Source organism: uncultured Brachyspira sp. (genome assembly GCF_910578695.1).
Lineage (GTDB): Bacteria > Spirochaetota > Brachyspiria > Brachyspirales > Brachyspiraceae > Brachyspira.
Genome location: NZ_CAJTQJ010000048.1, coordinates 1 through 17899 on the forward strand (window position 1 = coordinate 1; position 17899 = coordinate 17899).

A 17899-nucleotide genomic window follows, 5' to 3' on the forward strand; every position below is an offset into this window, starting at 1 on the left:
TAGGCTTTGATTAAATATGCCCCTTTGTTTATATTAAGCAAGGGGGTTTTTATTTTTAAATTTTAAATATTAAAATTTATGAGTGTTAGGTATTATTTAAAATTGCAGTGATTATTAAAAATAATTTTAGAGCTATAAGATAATTATATTAAGTTTTAAGTTATCAGTAATAAAATAATTTTTATAAATCACTATTTTAAAATGCAAAAAACTTCTAATATTTTAGTATAAATTAAATTCTTTTGAAAATTTTAATTTTTTATATTAAGTTTGCATTTATTATTATTTATTAATATACTTAAAGCAAATACAGCAAGGATTTTATTTATGAAAGAGATAAAAATAACTGATATAGAAAATATAAAAATAGGCAATGCAGAAAATAAAGAAGCTGCTACAGGCTGCACTGTTATAATATGCGAGAGAGGTGCTGCTGTAGGATTAGATGTAAGGGGAGGGGGACCTGCTTCAAGAGAAAGCGAACTTACTAAGCCTTTTGCCTCTGCTGAAATGATGCATGCCGTACTTCTTAGCGGAGGAAGTGCATTCGGGCTTGATGCTTCTGGAGGAGTTATGAAATATTTAGAAGAGAGAAATATTGGTTTTGATGTAGGCATTACAAAAGTACCTTTGGTTTGCCAGTCTTGTATATTTGATTTGCGTATCGGAGATTATAAAGTTCGTCCTGATATTAATATGGCTTATGAGGCTTGTATAAATGCTCAGAATAATAATCCTAAAATGGGAAATTATGGAGCAGGGGCAGGGGCTAGTATAGGAAAAATACTTGGTGCTGATTATGCTATGAAGTCAGGGCTTGGTTTTTATGCTGTTCAGATTGATGATGTGAAAATTGGTGCTGTAGTTTCTGTTAATGCTTTCGGTGATATTTATGATTATGACAGCGGTAAAATGATTGCAGGGCTTCTTAATGAAGATAAAAACGGATTTAGAAGCTCTGAAGAGGAGTTAATAAAAATTACTCAAAATAAAAATTTATCTTTTACTTCAGAAATTAATAATATAGCTTCAAATACTACAATAGGGGCAGTTATAACAAATGCCAAATTTACAAAATCGCAGATGGGAAAAATAGCTTCAATGGCACATAATGGGTTTGCAAGAACTATAAAGCCTGTTCATACTACATTAGACGGCGACAGTATTTACGCTATGAGTGTAGGGGATATCAATGCCAATTTTGATGCTGTAGGTACTATTGCTGCTATTGTAATGGGTAAGGCTGTTAATAATGCTGTGAGAAATGCTGAGGCTTCGCATGGTTTTAAATGCTTTAATGATATATTCAAAAATTAATTCTCATTAAATATTTTATTAAAAAAATTAATTAGAAATGCTTACTAAATTTTTGCTTCTAGTTTTTTTGTTTTTTTAATAAAAAAACAGATTTTAGGGTGTGCAGAATATATTTAAAAATTAATGTTTTGTTTGTCTTATAAATAAAAATACCATAACATTTTTATGCTATGGTATTTTCTTTATAGAATATTAATTTCTTTATTATTATGTTTTATTCTTCTGTTTTTTTCTTTCTAGGAGAAGAAGAAACCTTTTTCATACTTGACTTTTTAATAGATTTTACCTCTTCCTTACTGCTGTCTGATTTATCAGTTTTTTTAGGAGATTTTATAGGAGTGCTGAATACTTCCTCTTTAACACTTTTTACTTCTCCGTCATGATAAGCACTAGGGTCTTCAAGCTCATCTGTTCCTCTTTTAGGATCTTTTCCTGCATAAACTAATTTATCTTTAACTCTATCTAATTTTACTTCGCATATTCTTTCAATATCTTCTATGTCAAGAGACTCTTTTTCAAATAATTCTCTCGATAAAGATTCAAACTTATCAGCATTTTCTGCTATCAATTTTTGAGTTCTTTCATAAGCTTTCATTACAAATTTATGAACTTCCTCATCTATTTTCTGAGCAGTTTCTTCGCTATAGTCTTTATGTCTTGCTATCTCTTTACCCAAGAAAATAGGCTGTTCTTTTTGCCCGAATGATATAGGACCAAGCTTGCTCATACCCCATTCGCATACCATTCTTCTGGCAAGTTCAGTAACTCTTTCTATATCATTAGAAGCACCTGTAGTTACAGAATCTTCTCCGAATTTAAACTCTTCAGCAACTCTTCCGCCAAGAAGCAAAGACATCTCATCAATAGCCTTTTTTCTTTGAAGCGTATATCTTCCGTCAGAAGGCAAAGTCCAAGTAGCACCTAAACTTCTTCCTCTAGGAACAATAGTAACTTTATGCAAAGCATCCGTATTTTGAAGAAGTACAGCCATTAAAGTATGTCCTGCCTCATGATATGCAGTATTAAGTTTTTCTTTTTCGCTTATTAATATGCTTCTTCTTTCAGGTCCCATCATAACTTTATCTCTTGCCTCTTCAAAATCAGGAAGCTCTACTCTTGGTTTATCATTTCTAGCAGCAATCAAAGCAGCTTCATTAACCATATTTGCAATATCGGCTCCTGAAAAACCGGGAGTAGCCCTAGCTAAATGATATAAATCTATAGAAGGATCATGCTGTATTTTTGATACATGTACTTTGAAAATTCCCTCTCTTCCTTTAACATCAGGCAAATCAACAACAACCTGTCTGTCAAATCTTCCCGGACGAAGCAAAGCAGGGTCTAATACATCTGGTCTGTTAGTAGCAGCAAATATTATGATTCTAGTATCAGTATTAAAACCGTCCATTTCAACAAGCATTTGATTTAAAGTTTGTTCTCTTTCATCATGTCCTCCGCCGTATCCTGCACCTCTTGTTCTGCCTACAGCATCAAGCTCATCTATAAATATTATACAAGGAGCAGATCTTTTTCCTTGTTCAAATAAATCTCTTACCCTTGAAGCACCTACACCTACAAACATTTCAACAAACTCAGAACCAGACATACTGAAGAAAGGTACATTAGCTTCACCTGCAACAGCTTTAGCAAGCAAAGTTTTACCCGTTCCCGGAGGACCTACCAAAAGTACCCCTTTAGGTATTTTAGCACCGAGTTTTGTGAATTTACTTGCATCTTTCAAAAACTGCACAACCTCTTGTAATTCTTCTTTAGCCTCTTTGCAGCCTTCAACATCTTTGAAAGTCACTTTTACATCTTCTTTAGTAAGAAGTCTTGCTCTGCTCTTTCCGAAACTCATAGCCCTATTATTAGAGCCTTGAACCTGCCTAAACATAAAGAACCAAAGCAGAAATCCTATTAATAGTATAGGAAGCAGATTTACAAGTATTAAACTTAAATAGCTTGGCTTTTCAGCTTCTCCTCTAACTTTTACATTATTATCTATAAGCAAGTTAACAAATCCGCCTGCAGTAAATGGTATAAATGAATAAAAGTTTATCTCTGTAATTTTTCCATTAACTGTTTCTATAGCCTTTCCATTTCTTATATATTGATCTACTATAGTTACCTCTTTAACTACGCCTTCTTTTACTTTCTGAACTACAGTAGAATAATCCCATTCCTGAGCTTTTACCTGCGGAGTTTTTTGAAAGTACATTATAGCCATTACTACTACCATTGTGAGAAGTAATATAATTATAATTTGATTTCCTCCGCCGCCTGCAGACTGAGGCATATTCTGCCTTCTATTATTTTTATTTTTTTTACTACTCATGTATTCTCCAAATTATTTTTAACTTTATTATATTAAATAAATAATCAAATATTTTATAATCTATTGTTTAGGTATATCCAAAATAGTACCATAACTATTAAAACAATGAGATGCTAAAGATTCTATTCCTCCGCCTCTCTTAAGACGGCTGTTTATAATTTTTCCGTCTTTTTTATTTAAATCAGGGTATTTCAAATTTATATATCCTATAATCAGCCCTTTGCTTGTTGAAGCGTGAATATATGCTACAGTTTCATCTTCCTCATTAACATCTATTACTATTCCTGTATGTGTAAGTTTATCATAATTAGATGTAGTGTTATCAAATATTATTATATCGCCAATATTTGGAAGAACATCTCTATATATTTTTTTATATTTTGATAAAGTAGCATATATAGTTTTAACTCCTCCTGTATCTAAAATAGCCTGTTTTTCAAATACAGCTATATTAGAAGTCCAATAAACAGCAGCTACATATCCTGAACAGTCAAAACGAAAAGTTTTCTTTTCTTTTGAAATAGGATGCACCAGCAAGGCTTTTTCATTATATTGATAATGCTTATCTAAATAAAAATTAGCCCATCTATTTATATCTTTCCTAACCTGCTCCTTTTGTCTGTCATTTATTTCTACTCCGCTTTCTTCTAACTTTTTTTGATATTCTTTATCATATCCGTAAGTTTGTGAAAATGATATTGCAGATAATAACATTAAAAGTACAGTAATGTAAAAACGCATAATACACTCTTATATATAAAAAATAATTTTATAAAAAATCGGCAAAAAGTCAAGGCAATTTTATTAATTTGGTTTTTCAAAAATAGTGCCGTAACTATTAAAGCAATGTGAAGCAAGTGAATAAGGTGCTTCGCCTCTTCTTAAATAGCTGTTAATCATTTTACCGTCTTTTCTAGCTAAATCAGGGTATTTTAAATTCATATATCCTAAAACAGGTCCTTTGCTTGTAGATGAATGTATATAAGTAACAGTTCCGTCTTCATCTGTATTTATAACTATTCCTGAATGCGTAAGTTTTTTATTTACCGATGTAGTACCGTCAAAAAATATTATATCCCCTATATTAGGAGATGCATTTTTATATATTTTATTTTCTTTTGATAAAATAAAGTATATATTTTCAGTTGATCCTTGAAGCTTAACAGGAGGATTTTCTACAGCAGTCCAATAAACTGCATTTACAAAGCCTGAACAGTCAAAGTTTACTTTCTTTTCTTCTTTTGAAAATGGGTTTGTTATAGTATCGCTTTGATTATATTTATATTTTTTATTCATATAAAAGTTAGCCCATTTAACTATTTCTAATCTAGCATTATCCTGATTAAATGCCTGAGCGTTAAATAATAACAGCATAATGAAAATAACTTTATAAAAATGCATAGATTCTCCAAATAAAATATATAATTTTTTTCTTTATAAAAAATAAAGAATTTTCTTTATATAAATCGGATTTTTAATTATAAATAATAGCTGCATATCATTTTAATATATCTTTAATATTAAATTCTTCAGATTCAGACCATTTTATTCTATACTGCATAGGGGTTATTATATTAAAAAATACTGATAAATAAGGATATGCATTTTGAAACTGCATTGATAATCTAGTTTTAAATAGAAATGTACTATTTTGATTTAATTTATTTATATTTACAACTTCTATATTATTTATCTGAGATATAGTTTTTATAAGATTTTGAAGATTCGTATTTCTTGTTTCTCTCATAGTTTCAGAGTTTAGTACAACATATTCTTTAGTAAAAAAGTCATAGTATAATTTTCTATATATATATATTTCTCTAACATTTTCATTAATAAATAAATTCTTTTTTATTAAATCAATTCTATAATTAATAAATAATATTATTCCATTATCTATGTATTTTTTTATATTTTGATAAATTTCACTTTTATAGTATGTTTGTGTCTGTACATCTGCATAAAGAATATCATCATATATATAGCTTCTTGAAAAATGAAGTCTTAATTCATAGGAATATAATGAACCTGAAATAAATATTATAAGAATAAATAAATGCTTCATAATTAATTTTAGTATATATTAAGCTGATTATAAGTCAATAACTATAAATATAAGCTTATATCAAGTCCTATTTTGCTTTCCATTTTTCTATATGCATATAATTGCTTGGAGCGTGCATAATCATATTTAATGCCTATTATTACTCTATAAATTTCAAATCCTACAGCTACAGATATATTAGGAAGCCACTGTGTAAACTTATCATTAATAAAATATCTCTGATTATTTTTATATCTAATCACAGAGTTTATTAAATCATAATCCATACCTAAATAAACTCCTGTTATAAAGCTTATTTCTCCCCATATAGGCACTCTTAAGTCAGTACCAATAAATGCTGTAAACAAATTAACTATATTAGATTTTTTGAATCCTGTTACAGCAAAATTCATTCCGCCGTAAAAGTTTAGCCAGCCGTATTTATAATATGCTGATATATGAATCTGCTCATAGCCTGTATCTTTGAATTCTTCTTTTGTTTTATCATATAAATTTTCATCTCCAAGTATATCGCCGCTTATATGAGAACATATATGTCTTAACGGACTTATTCTTAATTTAAAAGTATTATTAAATATATAATCAAATAATACTTCTACCTGCATATAAGTTCCATACATTAAACTTTGTCCGTAATACTGATCATAACCGCTTTTATATTTTGATAGAAAAAAATGAGTTAAATATCCTACTCCTATTTTGAATCTATGTACATTATTATATCTAAATGATATAGGCGTTACTTCAACTGCTAAAGTAGGCTGATAATAAAAATCCATTTTATTAAAATTAAAGTTATTATTATCATACATTTTTTCTATATTAAATATATCGCCTATCCAAAATCTGTTTCTGTATGAATTCGGATCTGTCCAGCCTGAAAAATATCTGTCGGTTTCATAGTTTCTTAAAGGATTGAATTCCCACTTCATCTTTGTCTTTTTAGTGTAATTATCCATTTTTGTTTTTAAAGTATTATTAGTTTCTTGTGAATAAATAATAATATTAAATAAAAATATTATTACAAATACATAAATAATTTTTATCATAGTTTAATTTTTCATCATAATATAGTTTTAATTTTTATTATGGAACGATTATATTTAATTATTATTTTATGTCAATAACAAATTATGATATTATTTAGTTTAGATAAAGAATCTTATTAGAAAAATAAATTTGCTTCAAGTCCAACTCTGCTTTCCATTTTTCTATAGGCATATAATTGTTTTGAGCGTGCATATTCATATTTTACACCTATTATAAATCTGTATACTTCAAAACCTAACCCTACCGATACAGAAGGAGTCCATTCATTAAAGGTATTTAATATAGGATATCCCATTCCTTTTTTATCTCTTATAATAGTATTTATTTCATCTAAAAATGCACCTGCATAAAAGCCTGTTACTAAATTAATTTCTCCCCATATAGGAAATCTTATATCAATTCCAGCATAAATATTAAATAAATTAACTATATTAGATTTTTTAAATCCTGTTATTGCAAAAGATGTTCCTCCATAAAATGAAAACCAGCCCCATCTGTATGCTGCCGATAAATGCATCTGTTCAAAACCTGAATCTCTGAATTCTTCTTTTGTCTTATCATATAAAGTTTCATCTCCAAGTATATCGCCGCTTATATGAGAACATATATGTCTTAAAGGAGCAAATCTTAGCTTTAATTTATTATCTAATATATATTCAAAATATGCCTCTACCTGCATATACTGACTGAATAAAAATGTTGCTCCGTATAATTGGTCATTTCCAGCTTTGTAGCTTGTAAAAAATAATTTTAATGAATATCCGACTCCTATTCTAAATCTATGTTTATCTCCATTTAAATTAAATGCTATTGGTGCTAAATCTACTGCTATTTTAGGGCTGAAATATAATACGGCATTATCTAAATTAAAATTTTTATTTGGGTATAATTTTTCAGCATTTAGAATATCTCCGAACCAAAAACTGCTGTTATAATTATCAGGATCAAGCCAAGATGAAAAGTATTTATCTGTTTCATATATTCTTAAAGGATTATATCTCCATTGCATACTTACTTTTTTACTGTAATTAGTCATTTTATTTTCTAAGTTATTTCCATTTTCAGCATTTTGAGAGTACAGACTAGCGGCTAGTATAAAATAACAGCATAGTATATATTGCTTTTTCATAGATTTATCCTTAGTCTTGATAATTTTATTGTATATCAAAATTATTATTTTTTCAATAATTTATATTATAAAATAATATTATTTAACAAGGAGTTCTATATAGGGTTTAGTTTCTATTGAATTTTCATCTATTCCTATTTCTTTTAATATTGATTTTAATTTGCATACTTGATTTTCTACAGGCTTATCAGAGTTTAAAAATTCTATTTCTATAAAGTCTCCTAAATTTTTTATTTTAGAAATTTCAATCAATGCATTTTTATATATAAAAGCATAGCCTTTTTTTTCTTTTCTTACATACTCTTTATATTTTTGTAATTTCGATAAAAAATCTACTATAAATCTTGACTTTTTTTTGCTTACTTTAATTTCTATCTCTTCATTAACTTCCGCTCCGTCGATTAAAGTTCTTTCCTTTGTGCAGAAGGTATATCCTCCATTCTCTATTCTAAGTCTTATACAGCTGCTTGTTTTTATATTTCCTTCTTTTATGCTTTTTTCTTTTGCATAATAAATATCTTTTTTAAAATATTTTTTTTTGAATTTAGCATTATTTTTTAGAAAGTTTAAAACAGATTCAAAGTCTTTAATATATGCTTTTATTTCAATTTCAGAATTTATCATAATAGTTTATTCCGCATACTCTTTTGTACTGTCATCAACATGTATTTTCTGCTTATCATAAATTAAAGGAGCTGATTTTTCAAATATTATAAATAAAGGAGATGATAATATTACAGTTAAAGGCATGCCAACCAATAATTCAGATCTTATTAAAACAGCTACATTTGAAAGATCCGAATATATAGAAGTTACCAAAAATAATGCTATTATTTTTATTAAATATCCAATCAAAGTTACAAATATTCCTGCAGCAATCTGCTTTATAAATATTCTAGTATTAAAAAAACCTACAAAAAAACCAATATTAAGAAATATTATAGCATAAGAACCGAATGTACCGCTTGATACGATATCTTGCAAAAGTCCTATTATAAAGCCGTATATCATTCCGTCAAAAGAACCGTATCTGAATGCTATAAATGTGAGAAATATCAATAATAAATCAGGCTTAGCTCCAAGTGCTGCCCTTATTAAATCATAAGCAGGAGATGACTGTATCAGAAGCAGAATCAGAGTTGTAATGATAACAGTTATTGCCCTTTTCATTTTTTACCTCCGTCTTCTTCTGCATCTTCCTCATTTGCAAGCATAATTATTTCCTGATCTGGTACTTTTTTAATAACATAAACATTTTCTAAAGTGGAGAAATTAACAGCAGGCTCAACATAAAGATCATGAAAAAGTCCGTAATTTTTCTTTTCAACTTTAAATACATTTCCTACTAATATGCCTTTAGGAAAAACTCCTCCCATACCGCTTGTAACAACTCTTTCGCCTTCTTCAACATCCATTTGCAAATCTATATACTGCAGATGGGTTTGAGTGGATTTAGGGCTTTGTCCTGCCATTATTCCTGTAGTTCTGGAGCTTTCAAGCATTACCGATATTTGAGATCTTTGATCTACTAAAGATAATACTCTGCTGTTATATCTTCTTACTTCAACTACTTTGCCTACCAAACCTTTATATCCGTTTTGATATGATATAACAGGCATTCCGACTACTATTCCATTTGCACTGCCTTTATTAATAACTATTGTAGTATAGAAATTCTGAGGATCTTTTGACACTATTTCGGCATATTCTAAAGTGTATTCATCAGTAGGAGCTTCATTTAAAAGCCCTCTAAGTCTTTCATTTTCAGTACTTAATTGTTCATATTCCAAAGCAGCACCGCTTAATTCTGCTATTCTGTCTCTTAATATCTGCACTTGAGTTTGCAAAGTAAATATATCTGTTATGCTGGTATAAAGGTATACGAATGCTCTTGATATGCTTTTTGTGGCACTTTGAATAGGATATACTCCTAAAGCATAAATAGACTCTAAATTAAATACAAAATTACTTCTATTTAATACCATAAACATTCCTGCTATAAGGTTCAGCAGTATATAAAGAGTAAGCAGTTTATGTTTTAAAAAAATTTTCACTGTAAAAGTATCGGCTATATTAATTATTTTTTTACAACTTTTCGATTATGAGTATCGTCTGTAATTTTTTAAATTCTTAGTTTCTTCTATGAATTTTCCGCATCCTATAGCAACGCAGGTAAGAGGACTTTCAGCAAGAATAACAGGAACCCCCGTTTCCATAGAAATCAAATCTGTAAAACCCGGAAGCAAAGATGTACCGCCGCTCATAACAATGCCCCTCTCTACAATATCGGCAGAAATTTCAGGGGGGGTCTGATTAAGCACTGATTTTACAGCTTCTAGTATTTCTATTAATATATCAGCTATAGCATCTTTTATTTCGGCACTGTTTATTGTAAGAGTTTTAGGAAGTCCTGATACAGAGTCTCTTCCTCTAATGTCCATAGTTTTTGATATATCGCCTTTATAGGCATGCCCTATATTTATTTTTATCTCTTCAGCAGTTTTTTCGCCTATATACAAGTTATGAGTTCTCTGCATATATTTAATAATAGCATCATCAAGCTCATCGCCTCCCACTCTTATAGATGCACTTCTCACCATACTTCCAAGCGAAAGAACAGCAACTTCAGTAGTACCGCCGCCGATTTCTATAATCATATTGCCATGAGGCTCATTTATAGGCATATCAGCACCAATGGCTGCAGCTCTTGCCTGTTCTATTAAAAATATAGTTCTGGCTCCCGCCTGTTCGCAGCTTTCTCTTACAGCTCTTCTTTCTACTTCTGTAATTCCTGTAGGTATTCCTATAGCTATTCTAGGTTTTACCAAAGTTCTTTTATTATGCACTTTATTTATAAAATATCTTATCATTTTTTCAACAGTTTCAAAGTCAGCGATAACACCGTCTCTCATAGGTCTTATAGCAGCTATTGAATTCGGCACTTTACCCAACATCTGCTTTGCTTCATTTCCTACCGCTATTACATTTCCTGTACTTTTTTCTATGGCAACTACTGACGGCTCAGCTAAAACAATTCCTTCCCCTTTTACATATACTAAAGTGTTGGCAGTACCTAAATCTATTCCCATATCGCTTGAAAACATATTATATAACCAATTAAACATTTATTATAATCTCCTTAAAGTATCCCTAGCGGGCTTATACGAATTATCTATTTTTATAGCTTCTCTAAACATCTTTATAGCTTCATTTCTTCTTTTAGTTTCTAAATACAATTTTCCTATACTATAATATAAATCAGGATTTTTGTCATCTATATCTAATGCCTTTTTGTAAAAAAATTCACTTTCTTTATAAAGCCCTTGTCTTAAATATAAACTGCCTAATTTGAAATAACTTTTGGATTCAAGCATAGTATTATTATTAAGTTTGCCGTCTGTATCCATAGAAGATAATATTTGTATAGCCTTCGTATAATCTTTATTTTTCTCATAAGCATTAGCAAGCTCATAATATAATTCCATATTAATAAATCTTTCGCTGCTTTCTTTTAATTCTCTGTCAATAGCATCTTCTAAATATTTTATAGCATCTTCATACAGTCCTATTTCATAGCAAATTTTAGATAATTCTATAGTAGTAGATACTCTATTATCTCCGTTATTTAATGCATTTATATATGAATTATAAGAATCAATATAATATGATTTTCCTAGCCTTTGATAACTATAGCCTAATCTTTGATATATAATATTTCTGTCTTTAATAAATTTTGATGTTAATAATAATTGTTTTGCATATTTTATAATGCTTTCGCTTGCACTTATTATAACTTCTTTTTTATCTGTCCTTATTAAAATATCATAGTATAAATCTATTCCAGTTTTCAGTATATTTTTATTCAAAGGTCTTTTTGTATAAAGATCATTAAATAAAAATGAAGCATTGTCATAATCTTCCGCTGCTATATAATCATAAATAGATTTTAATCTTTTTTTATCTATATAGTTGGATGTAAATAAATACATAATTGTTGTAATTGCAATGAAAACAATTAAAGTAATTGCTATAATATGTATGCTAATTTTATTTTCAACATTATATAAGTAAGGCATAATCCATTAACTATTGTTTTGACTATCAATATTATTATCATATAATTTTAAAATGGTTTCTTTCGGATTAGTAAGAGGGTCTGGGGCTACTATACATAATCCTTCAAGTATAACTCCGTTTTGTATAATAAGTTCAGGCGTTCTTATCTCTCCAAGTACTCTGCTTGTAGGCATAAGCATTACTCTGTTTTTTGCTTCTATATTTCCGATAATTATACCTTCTATAACGGCTGATACTGTTTTTATATTTGATTTAATCTTTCCTGTAGAGCCTACAAAAACATTATCTACTTCTAACTTATCTCCCTCATAGCATCCGTCTACTCTTAAAGTACCGTTTAATGTAAACTCTCCTTTAAAATATGAACCTTCTCCTATAATAGAATTAGATTCTGTATTATCATTTCTTTTTGAAAACATCAATAAAACTCCTAATTTTTAGTATATACTATGGAATTATCTATATTATTAAATTTGAATTTTGTATCAAGCCCGAATAAAGATTCGCTATGCCCGATAAATAGAAATCCATGTTCATTTAATATATCATAAAATCTATTGACAGTAAGCTCAACCGATTTATTATCAAAGTATATAAGCACATTCCTGCAAAATATAACATCCATATTTGTATGGCTTCCTCTATGCCTCAAATTATGATAATCAAAAGTTATTAATTTTTTAATATCATTTTTTATAGAATAATCGCCTGATGATAATTTATCAAAGTACTTATCTAAATATTCTTTAGGCACGCTTTCTATTTTATGAGGCTCGTATCTGCCTTCTTTAGCGGCTACTAAAGAGTTAAGAGATAAATCACTGGCAAAAATTTTTATATCTCTGTCTCTAATGCAGGGCGTTTCTAAACAAGTTATTGCTATAGAATAGGGTTCTTCTCCTGTAGAACAGCCTGCACTCCAAATTCTTATCTGCTCATTTGGTTTTTTATATTTAACTATTTGAGGCAGAACATAATTTTTTAATAATTTAAAATTCGGTCTGTTTCTAAAGAATTTTGTAAGGTTTGTAGTTACATTATCCAAAAATTTTTTTAACTCTTCTTTATCAGAAGATACAAGTTTATAGTAATCCTCTGCTTCAGATAGATTTTTTTCTTTCATAGAAGAAACTATTCTTGATTCTAAAATGATTTTATTTATAACATTAAAACTTATACCGCTTTCTTTATATACAAAATCTCTAAACAGATCAAATTGTTTTTCAGTTAATTTTATATCATTCAAAATAAATTATTCCAAACAAATAAAACAATAAATAATTGTTATTTTTTTGTAAGAACCATTTTTATACGCTCAAGTACTTTTTTTCTATCAAGAGGTTTTGTAATATAGTTTTTAGCCCCTGCTAATAAGGCTTTTTTTACCATGTCTTCTTTACCTAAAGCACTAACCATAACTACTTTAGCGTTTTTATCATATTCTATTATTTTAGTTAATGCTGTAATACCGTCCATTTTAGGCATTGTAATATCCATAGTTACTAAATCAGGCTTATATTCTTTATACATAAGTACGCCTTCTTCTCCGTTTTCAGCAGTACCAACTACATTATATTGCTCTGATACAAAAATTTGCTGCAGCTGTTTTACAACAAATGCAGAATCATCTACTATTAAAACTTTAAACGGCTTTCCAAACTCATTTATACCATCAGCTTCTTTTGTATTAATGTTTTCAGACATATTCTTTACTCCTTTTCTGATTCTACGGCAACTAATATATTAAAATCGCCGATAGAGGTATCTAATTTTATATGCAGAAATTCCGAATCGCTTATCGAAATTTCTAAATTCTTGCTTTTCATTATAGCAGGCGGAGATATATTTATATTGTATCCGTCTTCTCCCAATTTTGTTACAGCTAAGCCTGCTATTAAATTGATAAGTTCTTTTAATGCTGATAATGACATCTTATCAATATCTTTTACTTCGCTTTTATTCATTATAGAAACTATTTTTTGTGCAGTTTCTACTTTCATATCAGCTATAAAATGTCCAATTACATCTTCTGATAATGATACTATAACTATAATACCAGAAGTATTAACAAAAGACCCTTTAAGAGTTATATCTCTTATTTTTATACCATCTTTTAGGTAATTTTGTAATATTTCATTGGATGCATCTGCAAAATGCCTTATATAATCAAGCCTCATTAATAATACTCTTTTTTATATTAATTACTTAGCCTTATTTTAACAATATATAAATTTTATTGCAAGTATAGTTATAAAATTAGTATTATGATTGTCTTAAATATCGAAAAAAAAGTAATTAGCTTGAAATAATATTTTAAATCAAAAAATTATTTAAAAATGCTTGACATATATGATTTATTATTGTATTATTAAAGTATGATATTCAGTAAACTAGAAAATATTACAGACAGTCTACAGTCTACAGTCTACAGTCTACAGTCTTAATTTAAAATTAAATTATAATAAATATTCTTATTCTCTAAAGAATAACTGCATCATTTTGTCATTGCATAATTTTATTAAAAGTTCATTTTATTATAATTCTTTTAAATTTTTTCAATTATCAATTCTTATGAATGTTAATTTTTTTCTAGGAGTATAGTGTATGTTTTGTCAAAATTGCGGCACTAAAAATGATGATAATGTGAAATTCTGTTCTAATTTCGGAAATTTAATTAATTCAGATTTTATAAATATTAAATCTGAAAACAATGATAATAAAAAAAATGATGAATTTAAACATTCCTCTAATTTTGGAAGAATTAAAACTCAAATTGATTCTATAAAAGATCAGCCTAATACAGGTTTTACAGACGAAGAGATTAATAAACTTTCAAAATTAATAAATGATGATGAAGATATACTATATTTTATTTCAGGGTTTGATTCCTTTGGAAATGACTCTCTTCTTGTAGTTTTTACTTCAAAAAGAGTTATTATTGCAAAATGGATAATTTTTAATTCTATAGAAGAAAAGAAGTCAATACCATTAGAGAATATAAACAGAGTTTCATCTTCTATTGGCGGTATTATGGGGGAAGAGGTTATAATAGAACATGGTAATAATGCGGAATATATTAATAATGTAGGAAAAGAGAGCGGAAAATTATTTGAATATAAAATAAATAAAGAATTAGAAAAATATCATAATAAATCTGAAAAATCTGAAAAAGAAGAGAATTCAAAAGATACACAAAATCATAACTTAAATAATGTTAATTCTATTGAGAAAAATAATATTAATTTACATAGAACAGCTTTACATAGAATAACAAAAGACAGGTATTTATTTTTAAAAAATAGATATGTAAATTGCAGCAGTATTCAGGAAATCAAAAGAGAAGAAAATAGTATTCTAATTATGACTTCTAAAAATGTGTATTACCTAAAATATAGCGATGATAGGAGAGCCTTAGATAATTATAATAAATTGATATCTTTCATTACTGATGAAGTCTTTGAGATTGAAGATGATGAAGAAAAATAATTATACAAAAAATAATTTATATAAAAAAATAATTTGAAGGAGTTTAATTATGTTTTGTACTAATTGCGGAACACAACTTAATGAAGGTGCAAAGTTTTGTACTAATTGCGGGGCAAAAATAGAAATGCTGGAAGAAATTAATAAAAATAATATTTCTGATAATTCTATTTCTGACAGCGTAAAAACAAATGATTCAAAAATAGAAAATGTAACTAATAATGAATCTAATCAAAACAAAAACACCTTAGATAATAATGATGTAAAAAATAGAAATGAAGATGACAGAAGTGCTTATCAGCCTAAAAGCGATGTTCAGTATTTAGGAGAATATGAACAATTTATTGCTGCATTTTTCGGCATTGAAGGAAGTTTGGATAAAAAGAAAAATAAATTTATAGAGGGATATTATCATGCTTTTAAATTTTATGATTCTAAACCTAATATATTTAAATTTTTTATAAGATTTGGAGGAAGAGATGCCCCTTTTTATGATATGAGAGCTATATTAAGCTGTATATTTCTTATTCCATTTGCATATTTATATTCATTGAAAGCAAAAAAATCGGCTTTTATATCAGCTTTGCTTGTATTATTAATAATAGGTGCGGTTATGGCTGCTCCTGCTGGAGATATTTTTCTTATATGGCCGTTTATGGCAATTATATTTTTTTTAATTCCTAAATTTTTCCATATTGAATTTAGCAGAAGAATGAAATTAGTTGAAAATGAATCTAATCATAATTTAAAGCTTGAGAAATTTAAATCTATGTGTCAATCTCCTGATAAAACTAAATATAAAATTACATCAATTATTTCTTTTATAGCTGTTATGCTATTTTTCTTTGTTTCATTATTTTTATTTTCAGGCGGTGCAGAGGGAGAATATGTTAAGTTAGTTAAAGGATCATCATTTAATAATGCACCTCAATTAACTGTAGAAGAATTAATAAATGGTTCTCTTGATAATCCAAGCTGGGAGCAAATTGTGGCAAAAGATGGAAGAGATTATGTTAATGTTGAAGGTTATTTAAATGGTATTCATATAGCTATACAATTTAGGATAAATAAAAATGAAGACGGTTGGGTAGTTAATGCAGTTGAATTTGAAGGCTCTCCTATACCTATTGGTAATTTAGGTCAGGAACTATATTCTATATATTTAGAAAATCAGCAATAATTTTATGAAAAAATTACTAATTATTAAGGATTAAGCATCATGTTAAAATTAAAAATTTTATTTATTTTATTAATTACATCTATGTTATTTGCTCAATCAGATGATAAAATAACTTTAAGAGATCTTTATAAAAATGATTTCTATTATTTAAAAATGGAGAATAGATTGTTTACTAGAAGTCAAGCTCCAGAATTTGCTTATGATCAAATGATGAGAATGTTAGATTTAAGAATTTTGATACCTATTGAAGATGGTTATCGTTATAAGCTATATCCATTATTTAGTAAATATAATGACGCTATGAAAGATATAAATGAAAAACTATATCCAGATGATTGGCATCCATCAATGGGTACTTTTGAGGTTGATGAAATAGAATTAGAAAATTGGTGGTTTATTTATAGTTTAATAGCAAATCAAAGTTATACTTTATTTAAAGGATATAAATATAATTCAGGAGATCTTATTGATGCAGGCGATAATCTATTACAAGCATATAACTTCCATATAAAACAATTTAAAAGATCTGCTATGTATAAGCAAATGGATAATCCTGAATTTGCTATACCTTATAGTTTAATATATATTTTAAAAGCTCATATTTTAATATGTAAAATGAGATATGAAAGAGATTACGATTCTTTTGATAAATATAAAGAAGATTTAGAACAAATTTTAAATTATATTGAAAAAGATTCTATTGATTATCAATTTTCATTTAAAAAGTTTTTTAAAGAATATGATGAATTGTATGGATATAGATTATCTCTTTATACTGATATGGTATATGAAATGGGGAAATTAGCAGTAAGTGTAGATGCTAATTTACATGAAACAATCGGTTATTGGATATTTAGCGATAAGTATACTACAGTAAACGATTATGTAGAATTCAATAATAATGATGGTATTTATGAAAACGGAGAAATATATACACAAGAAGATTTTTCAACATATATTGAAAATGGAACTCCATTATTTCAAAAATATTATGAAAGATTCTCTAAAGCAATAGATTATGAATCTTATTTTGAGTAATAAAAAATGAAAGAGGGTGTAAAATAAATTTGTTTTATATATGTTAATTATGAAACAAATTTATTGCCTTCTTGACACATATCAATTATTATTGTATTATTTGTATATGATTATTACAAGATATCTAACAAATATAGACAAATCTCTACAGTCTACAGTCTACAGTCTACAGTCTACAGTCTCTTAAAAATTTATATTTTATATTTAATGCCTCTTCTTTCGGCA

Annotated in this window: 19 protein-coding genes; 4 read left to right on the forward strand and 15 right to left on the reverse strand. The window is 27.9% G+C overall.

Annotation, left to right across the window (positions count from 1 at the left end):
• Nucleotides 1-327 precede the first annotated feature (327 nt).
• Nucleotides 328-1317: a P1 family peptidase gene (locus tag QZ288_RS10510; protein ID WP_295158649.1), complete on the forward strand. Its 990-nt coding sequence runs from the start codon at nt 328-330 to the stop codon at nt 1315-1317.
• 214 nt (nt 1318-1531) lie between these two features.
• On the opposite strand, the gene ftsH is transcribed toward QZ288_RS10510, so the two are convergent.
• The 15 genes from ftsH to QZ288_RS10585 all read right to left on the reverse strand — a co-directional run bounded on the left by ftsH (nt 1532) and on the right by QZ288_RS10585 (nt 14150).
• Entirely contained in the window at nt 1532-3652 is a 2121-nt protein-coding gene (gene ftsH / locus QZ288_RS10515) for an ATP-dependent zinc metalloprotease FtsH (protein WP_295158651.1), read from the reverse strand.
• 60 nt (nt 3653-3712) lie between these two features.
• Nucleotides 3713-4393 (reverse strand): NlpC/P60 family protein, encoded by a 681-nt coding sequence (locus QZ288_RS10520; RefSeq protein WP_295158653.1) that lies wholly within the window; start codon nt 4391-4393, stop codon nt 3713-3715.
• A gap of 63 nt (nt 4394-4456) precedes the next feature.
• On the reverse strand, nt 4457-5053 hold the full coding sequence (locus QZ288_RS10525; protein ID WP_295158655.1) for an NlpC/P60 family protein: 597 nt from the start codon (nt 5051-5053) through the stop codon (nt 4457-4459).
• A 97-nt stretch (nt 5054-5150) separates the two neighbouring features.
• Nucleotides 5151-5717, reverse strand: coding sequence for a DUF4390 domain-containing protein (locus QZ288_RS10530; RefSeq protein ID WP_295158657.1), 567 nt, complete (start codon nt 5715-5717; stop codon nt 5151-5153).
• 41 nt (nt 5718-5758) lie between these two features.
• Nucleotides 5759-6766, reverse strand: a complete 1008-nt coding sequence (locus QZ288_RS10535) for a hypothetical protein (protein ID WP_295158659.1) — start codon at nt 6764-6766, stop codon at nt 5759-5761.
• 116 nt (nt 6767-6882) lie between these two features.
• Nucleotides 6883-7896, reverse strand: a complete 1014-nt coding sequence (locus QZ288_RS10540; RefSeq protein ID WP_295158660.1) for a hypothetical protein — start codon at nt 7894-7896, stop codon at nt 6883-6885.
• A gap of 78 nt (nt 7897-7974) precedes the next feature.
• Complete coding sequence (cyaB, locus tag QZ288_RS10545; RefSeq protein WP_295158662.1) at nt 7975-8520, reverse strand: class IV adenylate cyclase; 546 nt, start codon at nt 8518-8520, stop codon at nt 7975-7977.
• Between the two features lie 6 nt (nt 8521-8526).
• The gene (gene mreD, locus QZ288_RS10550; protein WP_295158664.1) at nt 8527-9066 is read right to left on the reverse strand and encodes a rod shape-determining protein MreD; all 540 of its coding nucleotides are present in this window, start codon (nt 9064-9066) and stop codon (nt 8527-8529) included.
• Complete coding sequence (gene mreC / locus QZ288_RS10555; protein ID WP_295158666.1) at nt 9063-9950, reverse strand: rod shape-determining protein MreC; 888 nt, start codon at nt 9948-9950, stop codon at nt 9063-9065. Before mreC ends, mreD begins: the two co-directional genes overlap by 4 nt.
• 45 nt (nt 9951-9995) lie before the next feature.
• Nucleotides 9996-11021 (reverse strand): rod shape-determining protein, encoded by a 1026-nt coding sequence (locus QZ288_RS10560; RefSeq protein WP_008726738.1) that lies wholly within the window; start codon nt 11019-11021, stop codon nt 9996-9998.
• Nucleotides 11022-11024: 3 nt separating this feature from the next.
• Nucleotides 11025-11972 carry a tetratricopeptide repeat protein gene (locus tag QZ288_RS10565; protein ID WP_295158676.1) on the reverse strand — a complete coding sequence of 316 codons (948 nt, stop codon included), beginning with the start codon at nt 11970-11972 and terminating at the stop codon, nt 11025-11027.
• A 6-nt stretch (nt 11973-11978) separates the two neighbouring features.
• Nucleotides 11979-12392, reverse strand: a complete 414-nt coding sequence (locus QZ288_RS10570) for a polymer-forming cytoskeletal protein (protein WP_295158678.1) — start codon at nt 12390-12392, stop codon at nt 11979-11981.
• Between the two features lie 11 nt (nt 12393-12403).
• A complete protein-coding gene (locus tag QZ288_RS10575; protein WP_295158680.1) occupies nt 12404-13219 on the reverse strand; it encodes a protein-glutamate O-methyltransferase CheR in 816 nt (271 codons plus the stop codon).
• 38 nt (nt 13220-13257) lie between these two features.
• The gene (locus tag QZ288_RS10580; RefSeq protein WP_295158682.1) at nt 13258-13677 is read right to left on the reverse strand and encodes a response regulator; all 420 of its coding nucleotides are present in this window, start codon (nt 13675-13677) and stop codon (nt 13258-13260) included.
• A 5-nt stretch (nt 13678-13682) separates the two neighbouring features.
• Nucleotides 13683-14150, reverse strand: coding sequence for a chemotaxis protein CheX (locus tag QZ288_RS10585; protein ID WP_295158684.1), 468 nt, complete (start codon nt 14148-14150; stop codon nt 13683-13685).
• Nucleotides 14151-14577: 427 nt separating this feature from the next.
• Between QZ288_RS10585 and QZ288_RS10590 the strand changes: the two genes are divergently transcribed.
• Genes QZ288_RS10590 through QZ288_RS10600 form a run of 3 tightly spaced genes read left to right on the forward strand, consistent with a single transcriptional unit; the run spans nt 14578 to nt 17674 of the window.
• Nucleotides 14578-15459, forward strand: a complete 882-nt coding sequence (locus QZ288_RS10590; protein ID WP_295158686.1) for a PH domain-containing protein — start codon at nt 14578-14580, stop codon at nt 15457-15459.
• A 49-nt stretch (nt 15460-15508) separates the two neighbouring features.
• Nucleotides 15509-16636, forward strand: a complete 1128-nt coding sequence (locus tag QZ288_RS10595; protein WP_295158688.1) for a zinc ribbon domain-containing protein — start codon at nt 15509-15511, stop codon at nt 16634-16636.
• A gap of 39 nt (nt 16637-16675) precedes the next feature.
• Nucleotides 16676-17674: a hypothetical protein gene (locus QZ288_RS10600; protein ID WP_295158689.1), complete on the forward strand. Its 999-nt coding sequence runs from the start codon at nt 16676-16678 to the stop codon at nt 17672-17674.
• Nucleotides 17675-17899: the final 225 nt, after the last annotated feature.